Origin of the sequence: Streptococcus tangpeifui, assembly GCF_011038795.1 — a bacterium.
In the GTDB taxonomy this organism is placed as follows: domain Bacteria; phylum Bacillota; class Bacilli; order Lactobacillales; family Streptococcaceae; genus Streptococcus; species Streptococcus tangpeifui.
This window is the reverse complement of record NZ_JAAKDU010000005.1, coordinates 1-14,652: the sequence shown is the minus strand read 5'-3', so window position 1 is coordinate 14,652 and position 14,652 is coordinate 1. Positions and strand designations below refer to the sequence as shown.

The following is a 14,652-nucleotide window of genomic DNA, read 5'->3' as shown; positions in this document are numbered from 1 at the left end:
AATAGGATAGTATGTGTTGTTGTACCCTGATGATTCAATCAGGAAAAAATACTAGGAGTACCACATGGATCACTTTAAAAAAATTAGTCTAACCATCGTTCTAGCCCTGACCATTATCTTTGGAGGTATGTCAGTTGCCAAGGCTGATGAGTATTTACGTGTCGGAATGGAAGCCGCCTACGCTCCCTTCAACTGGACGCAAAATAACGACTCTAACGGCGCCGTACCGATTGAAGGCAGTAAGCAATACGCCAATGGTTACGATGTCCAAATTGGTAAAAAAATTGCCAAGGGCATGGGGAAAAAACTCTTGGTTGTCAAAACCAAATGGGATGGCCTTCTGCCTGCCCTAACTTCCAAGAAAATTGATCTTATCATCGCAGGGATGAGCCCGACTGAAGAGCGTAAGAAAGAGATTAATTTCTCCAACAGCTACTACACCAGCGAACCCGTCTTAGTCGTTAAATCAGATAGTAAATACGCTAGCGCAAGCAGTCTGTCAGACTTCAAGGGAGCTAAAATCACAGCTCAACAAGGAGTTTACCTTTACGATCTGATTGACCAAATTTCAGGAGTTAAGAAGCAAACCGCCATGGGGGACTTCTCACAAATGCGACAAGCCCTCTCATCAGGTGTCATTGATGCTTACGTCTCTGAACGACCAGAGGCTAAGACCGCTATGGCTTCCAGCAAGGACTTCAAAATGATTACCCTCAAACAGGGCTTCAAAACTAATCCTTCTGACACAGCTCTCTCCGTCGGCTTACGTAAAGACGATACAGCCACCCAAGAAAAAGTCAATCAAATCCTAGCTACCATTCCTGAAAAGGATCGGCTTAAGCTTATGGATAAAATGATTACTGAGCAGCCATCTAACAGTAAGAATAATAGCAGCTTCCTCAGCCAAGCTTGGATCATCCTCAAGAACAACTGGTCCCAATTTCTGCGAGGAACCGGTCTGACCCTGCTCATCTCTATCGTCGGTACCCTGGTCGGTTTGGTCATTGGTCTCTTAATTGGCGTTTACCGGACAGCACCAATAGCTGGCAACAAAGCTCTGGCCTGCCTTCAAAAAGGCTTTGGCTGGCTCCTTAATGTCTATATTGAAATCTTCCGTGGGACTCCGATGATTGTTCAAGCCATGGTTATCTACTATGGGACTGCTCAAGCCTTCGGGGTCAATCTGGATCGGACCTGGGCCGCTATTTTTATCGTTTCCATCAACACTGGTGCCTATATGAGTGAAATCGTTCGCGGTGGTATCTACGCCGTTGACAAGGGACAATTTGAAGCAGCGACAGCCCTCGGTTTCACCCACAACCAAACCATGCGAAAGGTTGTCCTGCCACAGGTTGTTAGAAATATCCTGCCAGCCACTGGTAATGAATTTGTTATCAATATCAAGGATACCTCAGTCCTTAATGTTATCTCAGTTGTTGAACTTTACTTCTCTGGTAATACTGTGGCTACCCAGACCTACAAGTATTTCCAAACCTTCCTCATCATCGCTGTCATCTACTTCATCCTGACCTTCACAGTAACCCGTATCCTGCGTTACTTAGAACGCCGTCTGGATCAAGATAATTACACCCAAGGAGGTGCCAGCTAATGGCTGATCCAATTTTAGAAATCACACAGTTGAAAAAATCTTACGGACAAAACGAAGTCCTCAAAGGCATCTCCCTCAGTGTCAATAAGGGGGAAGTTATCTCCATCATTGGTAGCTCAGGTTCAGGGAAATCAACCTTCCTGCGGTCTATCAATCTCTTGGAAGAGCCAACTGGAGGTCAAATCCTCTACCACGGTCAAAATGTTTTGGAAAAGGGTTATGATCTGGCCACTTACCGAGAAAAACTGGGTATGGTTTTCCAATCCTTCAATCTTTTTGCCAACCTCAATGTCTTGGACAATGCTATTGTGCCTCAAACAACTGTCCTCAAGCGTGACAAGGCCGAAGCCACCAAAATTGCCAAGACTAATTTAGAAAAAGTTGGCATGAGCCAACAATATTGGCAAGCAAAACCAGCCCAGCTCTCAGGTGGGCAAAAGCAACGGGTTGCTATTGCCCGTGCTCTTTCTGTAAATCCAGAAGCTATCCTCTTTGACGAACCAACCTCTGCTCTAGACCCTGAAATGGTTGGTGAGGTACTCAAAACTATGCAAGATCTAGCCAAATCAGGCTTGACCATGCTGATTGTTACCCACGAAATGGAGTTTGCTAAAGAAGTTTCCGACCGGGTCATCTTCATGGACCAAGGCGTTATTGCTGAGCAAGGAACACCTGAGCAAATCTTTGAACACCCACAAGAAGCCCGCACCAAAGAATTCTTGCAACGCTTCCTCAACTAAATCCACAAGAGAGAGTGAGACAAAAATCAGTAAATCGTGATAAAATCACGATTTTGATTTCTGGCCTACTCTCTTTTTGCTGGGCAAACTCTTTCCCACACAGGATGGGCTTGTCCTAATACCACGTTACCAAAAGTATTTTTGTCCACTGTAACACCATCTATTAAATCAGTCACTAATACTAGTTAGCAAGGACCATACTGACTTCTCTAGCAAATTGACTGATCAATTCAATACGAAATCGTAGTTCAGCCTCCCTCCCTTGACAGTCTTAACTTTAGCTTGTTATAATGAACTGTCATACAATTTTATGCAATTCTAATTTTTCATTAATCAATATGGAGGAATTCATGCAAAAAAAATCCACTTATTGGATTATCGGGTTTATGCTCTTCGCCCTCTTCTTCGGGGCTGGTAACCTGATTTTCCCTGCCTACCTCGGTATCTATTCTGGTACCAACCTAGCCTTAGCTATTCTAGGTTTCTGTATCACAGGAGTATCCTTACCTCTGCTAGGTGTTGTGGCTGTAGCTTACTCAGGCAGAACCGATGTTGAATCTATTGCTAGACCTGCTTCCAAGGCTTACGCCCTATTTTTCGCTATCGCTCTCTACCTGACTATCGGTCCTTTCTTTGCCATTCCTCGGACAGGGGCAGTTTCCTATGAAATCGGAATTAAACCCTTCTTTGGCAGTGGTCAAGCTGCTCACATCATCTATGGATTAGTCTTTTTCGGATTATCCTATCTGATTGCTGTCCGGCCGAGTAAGATTGCTGACCGTATCGGGAAATATTTGACACCGGCCCTCTTGATTTTCTTAGGAATTCTGATTGTCGCTTCCTTTATCTCTCCTGCGGGCCATATCGGATCCGCACACAATGCTTCTCCTGCTGTCAGTGACAGTTTCAAGAGTCTGCCTTTTGTGGCTGGACTGATTCAGGGTTACAGTACCATGGACGCCTTGGCCTCTCTGGCCTTTGCTATCCTAGTCATTGATGCTGCTAAAGGACACGGAGCCAAAACCTCTAATGCTGTTGCTAGCTTAACTCTCAAGTCTGGTATCATCGCAGCTGTCATCCTAGCAGCTATCTATATTTTCGTTGCCCGGCTGGGAGCAACCTCTCAAACCCTCTTTGGCATGACCAAAGACCTCTTCACCCAAGGAAATGTCCCAATTTCTGATGGCGGACCCGTCCTCATCCAATCAGCCGCTCACTACATGGGCAGCTTTGGCCAGATCATCCTAGGTATGGCCATCTTCCTAGCCTGTCTAACAACAGCAACTGGACTGATTACGGCCTGCGCAGAATACTTCCATAAGGTCTTTCCAAAAGTTTCTCACATTGTCTGGGCAACTGCCTTCACTCTGATTGGAGTCATCCTTTACTTCGGTGGCCTTGATCAAATTATCAAATGGTCAATACCCGTTCTTTATCTGCTCTACCCACTGACTATCGTCACCATTATCCTCATCTTCCTGAAGAAATGGATTGGCTATAATCATGTCGTTTACAAAACAGCCTTAGGCTTCACGGCTATTGCAGGTCTCTTTGATGCCTTCAATACCCTGTCAGCTCAAACTCAACTTTTTACCCTACCAAGTGACCTAGTCAACTTCTTTACTGAGGCCCTGCCTCTAGGTGCCTACAATATGGGATGGATTAGCTTTGCAGTCATTGGTTTGGTCGTCGGCTTAGTTCTGACTGGCTTTAAGCCACTTAAAGAAACAGAAACAGAAGGTTAAAACCTAATAAAGATTTAACAAGGACCAATCAACTAATCTATCAACAAAGGCCCACCTCTCAGTTAGAGGCGGGCCTTTTACTATTTAAAATCTTATTTGGCCTTGAGGGCTGATAGAATTTGTGCCCGGATATCTTCTACTCCTTCTGGATTATTAGGTAGAAAGAGGGTCTGGTTACCACCTGCAGCGAATTGATTCAAGGTATCAAGATACTGGTTGGTCAAGAGGATGGACATAATCTGTTCTTCCGTCATACCAACATTAGCTTGCTTGAGTTCTGCAATAGATTCAGCCAGACCATCAACGATCGCTTTACGCTGTTGGGCAATACCGACACCATGCAGTCGATCTTTTTCAGCTTCGGCAGAAGCAGCTGTGACAATTTTAATCTTATCAGCTTCGGCCAATTCTTGAGCGGCAACACGTTTACGTTGAGCTGCATTAATTTCATTCATAGATTGCTTCACTTCAGCATCAGGTTCAACCTTAGTAATCAAGGTCTTAACAATGATATAGCCATAAGTAGACATTTCTTCTGCCACTTGATGTTGAACTTCCAGAGCAATTTCGTCCTTTTTCTCAAAGAGTTCATCCAAAGTCAACTTAGGGACAGAGGAGCGCAGGGCATCTTCGATGTAAGACTTAATCTGTGCTTCTGGACGCATCAATTTGTAGTAAGCATCAATGACATTTTGCTCATTAACCCGATATTGGGTTGCTACATTGAGAGTGACAAAAACATTGTCCTTGGTCTTCGTTTCAACGACAATTTCACTCTGTAAGAGACGCAACTGAACACGCGCTGCGATTCTATCCATACCAAATGGCAGACGCATGTGAATTCCACTAGCAGACGTATTTTGATAACGACCAAAGCGCTCAATAATAGCTACCGATTGCTGCCTTACAACATAAAGCGAGCTGGCCAAAAAAACAATAAAAATAATAAAACACAATACTAAAAATACTAAAAAGACACCCATAATACTTTCCTTTCGTAAGATACTAATCTGTTAAATAACTCAAAAGACACTGAGGCTGATACAACAAGTATACAGAAAACTTCAACTTTTTCCACAGAGTTGTAAGCAAATTTCATTAAAATAAAATATTCAGCTAACTGCCTTTATCAGCCTGTCAAACTTCACGTCATCATACATGATTAAACCAGCATATTATATAAACTTTCGTTACCGTGCAGGTTGATATAATTAGGATCAAATCCTGCCAAACGATTCAGCAGGCCATCATAATCATGTTTATCAGACAACGTTACACCCACCAAGCAGGGTCCAGTTCCCTTGGCAGCCCGCTTAATGTATTCAAAGCGCGTGATATCATCATTTGGCCCCAAAATATTATTAACAAACTCTCGTAGTGCACCCGGCCGTTGGGGGAAGTTAACAACAAAGTAATGCTTGACCCCATCATAAATTAGGGCTCTTTCTTCCATCTCCTGCATGCGATTAATATCGTTATTCCCTCCCGAAATAATGCAAACCAAAGTCTTGCCCTTGATATCTTCTTTGAGGACTTCTAGGGCTGCAATTGAAGCCGCTCCAGCCGGCTCAGCGATAATTCCTTGGCGAGAGTACATATCAATTAAGGTTTCAGAAATCAACCCCTCATCAACACCAACTAGCTGGTCGACTGTCCGGCGGGCCACTTCATAAGTTTTTTGTCCGACCTGCTGAACAGCAATTCCATCTGCGAACTTATCAATATGCTCCAGTTTAACAGGATGCCCCTTATCGAAGGCTGCCCGCATACTACGAGCACCATTGGATTCAACACCAACCACTCGGATGTCAGGTGACACGTCCTTCATATAAGTTGCCACACCAGCAATCAAACCACCGCCGCCAACAGGTACTAGGATACTGTCGAAATCAACACCTTCTTCTTTAGCCTGCTCATAGATTTCATAGGCAACAGTCCCTTGACCAGCTTGAACATTGTCATCATCAAAAGGTGGAATAAAGGTACGGCCCTGAGCCTTAGTAAACTCCTGAGCTGCTTGAGCTGAAGCATCAAAGGTATCACCAACCAGTTGGATATCGACATAAGCTCCACCAAAGAACTTAACTTGAGTAATCTTCTGTTGAGGGGTGGTGATAGGCATAAAAATAGTAGCTGGAATCTTCATTTCGTTACAAGTATAGGCCACCCCTTGGGCATGGTTCCCAGCCGAAGCACAGACAACACCATTAGCCTTATCTTCATCCGATAGTTGGTTGATGGCATAGTAGGCTCCCCGCAGCTTAAAAGAGCGAACCTTTTGCATATTTTCCCGCTTGAGATAGATGGTAGCCTGATACTTTTCCGACAGATAGCGGTCAAACTCCAGCGGCGTTCGCTCAACCACATCTTTGAGAACATTGTGAGCTTTTACAACATCAGTTGCTGTTATCATAAACTCTCCTTTTTACTATTGTCTAAATTTTCTGTAGATTCATTATAACATAAAAGTTAGCTGAAATTAAGGGAATTCCCTGAAATCATGAAAAGGGTAAGAAAAAAAGCCCGAGACATAATCTCCACGCTCAGACTTAAATTTTTCCTACCCTTGACGCCCCTTCTTTGATAAGAAATAGACTAGCCCCATCGTTGTTAAAAACAAACCAATGATTTCTGCAAGTAGTCTTTGTTTATTAATCTCAAATAACTTAATTTGAACCTTTTTTAAACAGTTACTTGAACTTGCTTGTCCTAAGCTGCTTGATTATCAGCAGTTACTGTAATCCTTTGAACATCTTGAGACACACAAAGGTAAAACCAGTCTGTTAGACAATTAATCCTGTATGACCAGCTTCAATTTTCAAATGATCGCTGGTCTCTGAACTCAGATTAACACTAACAGTGTCTAACTGGAATATCAGCAGTATTCACTAAAATAATTTATTTACAAAAGTCTTTTAAACTAGCTAAAACTATCTCTATCGATATAACGTTTTAATTCAAAGATTTTATTTTAATAAGTAATGACACAAAAGTCTCCTCTATTTATATCATTACAACATTTTACTTTTATTTTAGTAAAACTATTTAAGACTTTTTGCATATAGTTAGACCTATCAAACAATTCCTGAAAAATCCTTAGAAAATAAAAAGCCAAGAACTTTTGTCCTCAACTTCTACTCTTAAGTAACACTGGCATCTTCTTTCTGACAATCTGGACAGAGCCCATAGAGCATGACCTGACTGCGAGTAACCTTATAGCCCGTCTGCTGACTGGCTTCTTGATACATGTCCCGCAAATCACCATCCAAGAAATCAGTAATTTTCCCACACCGTTCACAGGCAATGTGAACCTCATGATGACCTAAAAAATCATAATAAGTCGTACTATAGTTGCAAAGCTTGAGCTCTGTCACAAAACCCTCATCAACCAAAACCTTGAGATTATTATAGACAGTTGCCAAACTCATACTGGGGTACTCTGGCAAAAGGTCCTCGTAAATCATTTCCGCACTGGGATGACTTTTGGTGGCAATCATATAACGAATAATGGCTTTACGAGTTTCTGTAATCCGGATATGCTTACTTTTTAGGTGCTCTAGAACAGTCTCGTAAGCTTCTAAAGCCATGCGATCGTTTTCCATCGCTACCTCCTCTTAATCAGTCATTTTGAATTTATTATAGCACAAAAAGTCTGACCCTCGCCAAATGAGTCTAACTTAAACCATAAGTCGACCATATTCTATCTTGATACAGCGATTCATGACAATTCTCTCACAACCGGCTTGGCGCAAGAAGTCTTCCGCATCCTCAGCTTCCAGCCCTAGTTGGGCCCAAAAAACATCTGCACCCACCTGAACAAAATCATGAGCCACATCAAGCAAAAATTCACTCCGCCTAAAGACATCAACAATATCAATGTGAACCGGGATATCTTGTAGAGAGGCATATACGGTCTGACCCAGAATTTCCTGACCGACCAACCTAGGGTTAACAGGAATTATCTGGTAGCCTGCCTCCTGCATAACCTTAGCGACTTTATAAGCAGCGGTCTCAGTTCTATCGGAGAGTCCCACAACTGCTATCGTATTAGCCTCTTGCAGGTAGGACTTGATGATCTCATCACTAGGATTTGTAAAATGATAAGTCATAAAAACCACCCTTTCTCATTAGTATTTTCTTATTTGGCTTCATACCAAGTTTTTCCAGTATTTTCATCAGCCAAGAGAGGAACCGCCAGCTCAATAGCTGACTCCATAGTTTCTTTAACCAGCTGCTTGACAACCGCCAGCTCCTCATTGGGTACTTCCAAAACAATTTCGTCGTGCACTTGCAGTAACATCTTAGTTTTGAAATCACCTGCTTCCAAGGCTTGATCCAGATTAATCATGGCAATCTTAAGAATATCGGCTGCACTACCCTGAATAGGCGAATTGATAGCCGTTCGTTCAGCAAAATTACGGATATTGAAGTTACGTGAATTAATATCTGGCAGCATTCGACGCCGCTTAAAGAGAGTCTCAGCATAGCCCTTATCCTTAGCTTCACGCACCACTCGTTCCATGTAGTTTTTAATGCCAGGGAAACGTTCAAAATAGGTGTCGATATACTGCTTGGCTGCCTTGCGACTGATACCCAAATTCTGGGACAATCCGTAATCAGAGATCCCATAGACCACACCGAAATTGACCGCTTTGGCATTGCGACGATCATTAGGGGTAACATCCTCAGGTCTTGCAATATTAAAGACCCGCATGGCTGTCGCCGTGTGGATATCTTCGCCATTCTTAAAAGCAGCGATTAAATGCTCATCCCCCGAGATATGGGCCAGTACTCGAAGTTCAATCTGCGAATAGTCCGAACTCAGGAGGACACTGTCCTCCCATTCAGGTGTAAATGCCTTACGAATCAAACGACCTTGCTCTAAGCGCACTGGAATATTTTGAAGGTTTGGATCAACACTGGAAAGACGTCCGGTTTGGGTCAAATCTTGCAGATAGCGGGTATGAATTTTCCCATCATCCATGATAAAATCCTGTAGACCGACCACATAGGTTGACTGTAATTTAGCTATTTGTCGATATTCCAAAATTTTAGCCACAATCGGAGCATGTGGGGCCAGACGTTCTAAAACATCGACAGCTGTTGAATAGCCAGTCTTAGTCTTCTTAGTCATAGAGATTGGCAACCCCATCTTTTCAAAGAGGATCATCCCCAGTTGCTTCGGTGAATTGATATTAAATTCTTGACCAGCCAAATCATAGATTTCCTGGGTTAGAGCCTTGAGGGTTACCTCATTTTCTAGCTCCATATCCTTTAGGGTCTGGCGGTCAACCTTAATCCCAGCAATTTCCATCTTAGCCAGAACGTTAGCTAAAGGTAATTCCATCTCAAAGAGCAGATTAGATTGGTCATGCTCAGCCAATTTTTCCTTTAGAATGGGCTCGGTCTCTACTAGGACTTGAATCTTGGTCGCCAGATGTTCAAAAAGAAGGTCGTCCTCAGGTACTGCCTTCTTGGCTCCCTTACCATAAACTTCTGTATCCTTAGCCAGAGGCGTTTGTCCATAGAGACTGGCAATAGTAGAAAGTTCATTATCTTCCACCGTAGACAACAAATATTTTGCCAAACGGCTGTCAAAATTAGCTGTCAGCAAATCAAGTCCTAAGTGGCTCAAAAGAACCTTAGTCCGCTTGAAATCATAGGTTTTGATTGGCTTAGAAAGAGCTTGGATAAAAAGCTCATCTTTGAGTAAATCTAAGTTTTTGCTGACATAGATATTCTGGTCATTCCCCCAAGCAAAGCCCAGAATGTCTTCGCGATGATAATTATCATTAAAAATTTCAAAATAGAAGAATTGGTCAGGCCCAAACATAGCAGGTTCAAGTCTATTAACAACTTGATAATTGATTTCAATCTGTTCGGCCTCTTCCTTGAGGCCCAAGCTTGCCTTCAGCTGTTTAAAATTCATTTCATCATAGAACTTAGCCAACCCTTCCAAATGAGGACCCTTGTAAAGCGTATCATCTAAACCAATTTCAATAGGCGATTGGGTATTGATGGTTGCCAAAGTCTTGGACATAAAGGCCTGATCCTTATCATTGATGAGATTTTCCTTCATCTTAGATGGCTTGAAGCTATCAATATGGTCGTAAATGGCTTCCAAACTACCATACTCCAATAGGAGTTTGAGCCCTGTCTTTTCGCCAATCTTAGTTACACCAGGAATATTATCCGACTTATCCCCCATCAAGGCCTTAAGATCAATAAACTGGGTTGGCGTAATGCCCATCTTTTCCATCAGATATTCAGGCGTATATTCTTCAAACTCAGCCACACCCTTGCGAGAAATCTCGACCACCGTATTATTATCGGCTAGCTGAATCAAATCCTTGTCCCCACTGACAATAGTCACATCAAAATTGCCATTTTCAGCCAACTTATCCAAGGTTCCGATAATATCATCCGCTTCATAATTTTCCAAATCATAATAGGCAATACCAAGATGATTCAACATCTCCCGAATATAAGGAAATTGCTCACGAAATTCATCTGGCGTCTTATCACGACCACCCTTATAATCGGCATACATATCCGTCCGAAAAGTGGTCTTACCCGCATCAAAAGCCACTAGTACATGGGTCGGCTCAATCCGCTTCATCATATGGTCCAGCATGAGATGAAAACCATAGATGGCATTAGTATGCAGACCAACAGGATTTTTAAACCGTTCAATTTGATTATAAAGAGCAAAAAAAGCCCGAAAGGCGATGGAAGACCCATCAATCAATAGTAATTTATTCTTATTAGCCATGCTCCTATTATACCACAGAAGTTCCACCAGAAAGCAAACACAAGCAGGCCCAAACAGAAGAACAAGAGGCTATAAATCACTAATTAGTATTTTCGCCTAAAAAAGAATTTAGTTACTGCTGGCTCTTCCCAGAGATTATGAAAACACCTGACCCTATACAAACTAAATTGAGACTTACATACGTTGCCTATTGCAACGACATCACATTAAAAATTGATTCCTAAAAACCAAAAAGGAAGAGCCCTGCTATAACAGGACCCCTCCCCGGAGATTATGAAAAAGAAAAGTTTATTTAGGATACCTATAGTATAGCTAGAGTTACTTAAATAGCACTTAAATATTTAACTAATAGGTTCACTAAAAATCAATCATACAAAAAGTTGATTTTCCTCTTATTTAGACCACTCAGCTACCTTATCCTTATTATTTTTAACCCATTTTTGTGCTGCTTTAGATGGCGATGTTCCATTGCTAATATCTAGCATAACAGATTCCATATCAGCAGAAGTCCAATGGAAATTATCAATAATCTTGTAAGCACCTGCATTATCTTTTTTAAGGTTTTTGCGAGCGATAGTATGAATATTCTCAGATTTTCCAAAGACACCCTTTGGATCATCCAAAAATTTTAAATCATACTTAGCAAACATCCAGTGAGGTTTCCAACCTGTAATAACAATATCTTCCTTATTCTTCAATGCCTGTTGAAGACTGGTAATCATGGCGCCAGTAGAAGAGGAACTTAGCTTCCAATTGGAGAGGTTGGAATACTCTTTTTGTGCTTTCTCAGCACTTGTCATGATACCAGCTCCAGGTTCAATACCAGTGATGGTTGAATCGGCTTGATCAGATAGATCTTCGATACTGTTAACATCAGTCATATAGGTTGGCACAGCTAATCCTAGTTTGGTTCCTTTTAGATTAACTCCCAAGTCATCTAATTGTCCCTTATATTTTTCGTACTGTGCTTTATGTGTAACCGGCAGCCAAGCTGAAACAGAAGCATCAACACTACCGTCAGCAACCGATTTCCAAGCAATGGCATTATCCAGAGGCTTGATTTCAACATCATAGCCTTTTTCTTTGAGAACTTCAGCTAAAACATTAGTCGAAGCCACTTCCGAATCCCACTCTACATAAGCCAAGGTAACCTTTTCCTTATGTGGACCCATATGGCTAGCAACTGTTTGTGCAATTCCCGTAGCAAGAAAGGCTATGACCAAGACGGGAGCTATCCATTTCTGCCATTTGGGCTTGCTTGCTTGCTTTTGACCAACCGGTGCATTTAATTTTTGGGTAAAACGATCAATAATGATGGCCAAGATTACCAGAGCCAAACCATTGACAAATCCGTTACCAATTTCTGCGTGTTGCAGAGCTGAAAGGACTCCATTACCAAGGCCAGGAGCCCCAATCATGGAAGCCGTCACCACCATAGACAGAGCCAACATGATGGTTTGGTTGACCCCAGCCATAATCGTACTCTTGGCTAATGGCAGTTCAACTCCGAAGAGCTTTTGCCGACTGGTACTACCAAAAGCATCTGATGCTTCAACCAACTCGATAGGAATTTCTCGAATCCCAAGATTAGTCATCCGTACCGTTGGTGGTAAAGCGAAGATAACTGAAGCAAAAACCCCAGGTACCATACCAATACCAAAGAAAGCAACCGCTGGAATCAAATAAACGAAGGCTGGCATGGTTTGCATAAAGTCCAGAATTGGATTAATAACCTTTTTGGCTGTCTCATTCTTAGCCATCCAAATTCCCAGTGGAATCCCAATTAAAATTGAGATCAAGCTAGACAAGAGTACCAAGGTAAAGGTATTAATCAAATCTCCCCAGAGTTCCTGATTGTAAATATATAACAAACCGATAGCTGTTAAAATCGTAAAGCCCCATTTTTTAGAAATCAGATAAGCTAAGGCCACGATGAGAAGCATTAAAATCCAAGGATTGATGAAAGTCAATGTATTGGAAATAAATCCCATAAGGGCATCACCAATGATTTTTAGAACATTGAAGAACCCAGCAAAAGTTTTAGTCAGCCAGTCAACAAAAGAATCCATATAATTAGAAATAGGTAATTTCCCAATTCCTGCTAATAATAAGCTTTTCAAACTTCTCACCTACCCTTCTACTTCAATACCCTGTTTAGTAAGGGCCTCAATCACACGACCCTTAATAATAACGCCAACAGGACGCTTGTTCTCATTTAACACAGCAATCGGAGCTGCCGAGTCATAAATCAATGGTAAGATATCTGTCAACACCATATCCTGAGGCACCGTCCGAATATTAGGATCGACAACATCAGCCAGTTTCTTACCTGCCTTACGAGCATCATAAGCTGCATCAGCCGAGATAACCCCTAAGAGCTGACGCTTCCGATTAGTGGCTACCAACATGGAAACTTCTTCCACGTCCATCCGCTTCAGAGCCACATTGGGTCCATCAACATCAACATTTGCCGTAATTGGCTTAATCATAATATTTTGAGCCGTCAGAACCTTAGAGCGGTCGACATCCTCAACGAATTCTCGGACAAAATCATTAGCTGGTTGAGTCAAGATTTCTTCACCTGTACCTATCTGCATGATTTGACCATCCTTCATCAAGGCGATACGATCGCCAATCCGCAAGGCTTCATTGAGATCGTGGGTAATAAAGATAATTGTTTTTTGAACACGATCCTGCAAATCTAGGAGCTCATCCTGCATTTCTTTACGAATCAAAGGATCCAAAGCAGAGAAGGCCTCATCCATCAAAAGAATATCAGGATTATTAGCAAGCGCTCTAGCTAAACCAACCCGTTGTTGCATCCCACCGGATAATTGATCAGGATACTGATCTTTAAAAGGCAACAAATTTGAATTTTCCAAGGCTTGTTCAGCCATTTTTTCCCGCTCTTCCTTGGGCACTCCCCTCAATTCCAAACCATACTCAGTATTTTCCAAAATGGTTTTATGCGGAAAGAGACCAAAATTCTGGAAAACCATATTAACCGAATGGCGGCGAACCTCTCGCAGTTCATTAGCAGTCATTTCAGAAACATTCTGACCATTAAGTTCGATGGCCCCAGAAGAAGGTTCAATCAGGCGATTAATTAAGCGAATCAGAGTAGACTTTCCGCTTCCAGAAAGCCCCATAATTACAAAGATTTCACCCTCTTGAACTTCAAAATTAGCATCATAAACACCAACCGTACAGCCAGTTTTCTCTAAAATTTCAGTTTTACTCTTTGCTTCTTTGACCATCTGGAGAGCCGCTTTTTGCTTTTTCCCAAAGATTTTGGTTAAATGGCTAACTTTTAAAATCGTTCCCATATATCCCTTATCCTTTCTTCTTACAAAATATCTATATATTCTAAATATCTATTAATTAGTAGGCATCTATACTATTGTACCAAAATCATGGCTATTATTAAATTAAAAATAGTTACAAATTAGTTACCAATATCCAACAAAGATAAAACTCTCCACCAAGTGATGGTAACACTAACACTCAGGACCTGTCCAAGCAAGTCTAATAAATAAAAAAAGAGTTCCCTTAAGAACTCCCTCCAGTCACATCTCTACTCCACCAGTAGGACTCGAACCTACGACATCATGATTAACAGTCATGCGCTACTACCAACTGAGCTATGGTGGATAATAATACGCTAAGCGACTCCCTTATCTCACAGGGGGCAACCCCCAATTACTTCAGGCGTGCTAGGGCTTAACTGCTGTGTTCGGCATGGATACAGGTGTCTCTCCTAGGCTAGCGTCACTTAACTATGAATTG

General features: G+C 41.9%; 10 protein-coding genes, 1 tRNA gene and 1 rRNA gene. 3 read left to right on the top strand and 9 right to left on the bottom strand.

The window, feature by feature from the left end:
* The first annotated feature begins 64 nt into the window (after window positions 1–64).
* From G7Y32_RS05650 to brnQ, 3 genes are all read left to right on the top strand, one after another.
* Window positions 65–1,609 (top strand): ABC transporter permease subunit, encoded by a 1,545-nt coding sequence (locus G7Y32_RS05650; protein WP_165211829.1) that lies wholly within the window; start codon window positions 65–67, stop codon window positions 1,607–1,609.
* A complete protein-coding gene (locus G7Y32_RS05645) occupies window positions 1,609–2,349 on the top strand; it encodes an amino acid ABC transporter ATP-binding protein (protein ID WP_004226196.1) in 741 nt (246 codons plus the stop codon). Before G7Y32_RS05650 ends, G7Y32_RS05645 begins: the two co-directional genes overlap by 1 nt.
* A 350-nt stretch (window positions 2,350–2,699) precedes the next feature.
* On the top strand, window positions 2,700–4,094 hold the full coding sequence (gene brnQ / locus G7Y32_RS05640) for a branched-chain amino acid transport system II carrier protein (protein ID WP_165211826.1): 1,395 nt from the start codon (window positions 2,700–2,702) through the stop codon (window positions 4,092–4,094).
* Window positions 4,095–4,186: 92 nt separating this feature from the next.
* On the opposite strand, the gene G7Y32_RS05635 is transcribed toward brnQ, so the two are convergent.
* The 9 genes from G7Y32_RS05635 to rrf all read right to left on the bottom strand — a co-directional run bounded on the left by G7Y32_RS05635 (window position 4,187) and on the right by rrf (window position 14,642).
* On the bottom strand, window positions 4,187–5,077 hold the full coding sequence (locus G7Y32_RS05635) for an SPFH domain-containing protein (RefSeq protein WP_165211823.1): 891 nt from the start codon (window positions 5,075–5,077) through the stop codon (window positions 4,187–4,189).
* A 179-nt stretch (window positions 5,078–5,256) separates the two neighbouring features.
* Window positions 5,257–6,507, bottom strand: a complete 1,251-nt coding sequence (ilvA, locus tag G7Y32_RS05630) for a threonine ammonia-lyase IlvA (RefSeq protein ID WP_165211820.1) — start codon at window positions 6,505–6,507, stop codon at window positions 5,257–5,259.
* A gap of 727 nt (window positions 6,508–7,234) precedes the next feature.
* On the bottom strand, window positions 7,235–7,696 hold the full coding sequence (gene perR / locus G7Y32_RS05625) for a peroxide-responsive transcriptional repressor PerR (protein WP_165211817.1): 462 nt from the start codon (window positions 7,694–7,696) through the stop codon (window positions 7,235–7,237).
* A 75-nt stretch (window positions 7,697–7,771) separates the two neighbouring features.
* Window positions 7,772–8,203, bottom strand: a complete 432-nt coding sequence (locus G7Y32_RS05620) for a CoA-binding protein (RefSeq protein ID WP_165211814.1) — start codon at window positions 8,201–8,203, stop codon at window positions 7,772–7,774.
* A gap of 29 nt (window positions 8,204–8,232) precedes the next feature.
* Window positions 8,233–10,866 carry a DNA polymerase I gene (gene polA, locus G7Y32_RS05615; RefSeq protein ID WP_165211811.1) on the bottom strand — a complete coding sequence of 878 codons (2,634 nt, stop codon included), beginning with the start codon at window positions 10,864–10,866 and terminating at the stop codon, window positions 8,233–8,235.
* Between the two features lie 392 nt (window positions 10,867–11,258).
* Window positions 11,259–12,995, bottom strand: a complete 1,737-nt coding sequence (locus G7Y32_RS05610; protein WP_206221357.1) for an ABC transporter permease/substrate binding protein — start codon at window positions 12,993–12,995, stop codon at window positions 11,259–11,261.
* Complete coding sequence (locus G7Y32_RS05605; RefSeq protein ID WP_165211808.1) at window positions 12,996–14,192, bottom strand: quaternary amine ABC transporter ATP-binding protein; 1,197 nt, start codon at window positions 14,190–14,192, stop codon at window positions 12,996–12,998. It abuts the gene before it with no gap.
* 251 nt (window positions 14,193–14,443) lie between these two features.
* Window positions 14,444–14,517, bottom strand: a tRNA-Asn gene (locus G7Y32_RS05600).
* 9 nt (window positions 14,518–14,526) lie between these two features.
* Window positions 14,527–14,642: ribosomal RNA gene (rrf, locus tag G7Y32_RS05595) — 5S ribosomal RNA — on the bottom strand.
* Window positions 14,643–14,652 lie beyond the last annotated feature (10 nt).

Coding starts and splice junctions, on each gene's coding strand:
- polA (WP_165211811.1), bottom strand. CDS start 10,866: ATGGCTAATAAGAATAAATTACTATTGATTGATGGGTCTTCCATCGCC.
- G7Y32_RS05620 (WP_165211814.1), bottom strand. CDS start 8,203: ATGACTTATCATTTTACAAATCCTAGTGATGAGATCATCAAGTCCTAC.
- ilvA (WP_165211820.1), bottom strand. CDS start 6,507: ATGATAACAGCAACTGATGTTGTAAAAGCTCACAATGTTCTCAAAGAT.
- brnQ (WP_165211826.1), top strand. CDS start 2,700: ATGCAAAAAAAATCCACTTATTGGATTATCGGGTTTATGCTCTTCGCC.
- G7Y32_RS05645 (WP_004226196.1), top strand. CDS start 1,609: ATGGCTGATCCAATTTTAGAAATCACACAGTTGAAAAAATCTTACGGA.
- G7Y32_RS05635 (WP_165211823.1), bottom strand. CDS start 5,077: ATGGGTGTCTTTTTAGTATTTTTAGTATTGTGTTTTATTATTTTTATT.
- G7Y32_RS05650 (WP_165211829.1), top strand. CDS start 65: ATGGATCACTTTAAAAAAATTAGTCTAACCATCGTTCTAGCCCTGACC.
- perR (WP_165211817.1), bottom strand. CDS start 7,696: ATGGAAAACGATCGCATGGCTTTAGAAGCTTACGAGACTGTTCTAGAG.
- G7Y32_RS05605 (WP_165211808.1), bottom strand. CDS start 14,192: ATGGGAACGATTTTAAAAGTTAGCCATTTAACCAAAATCTTTGGGAAA.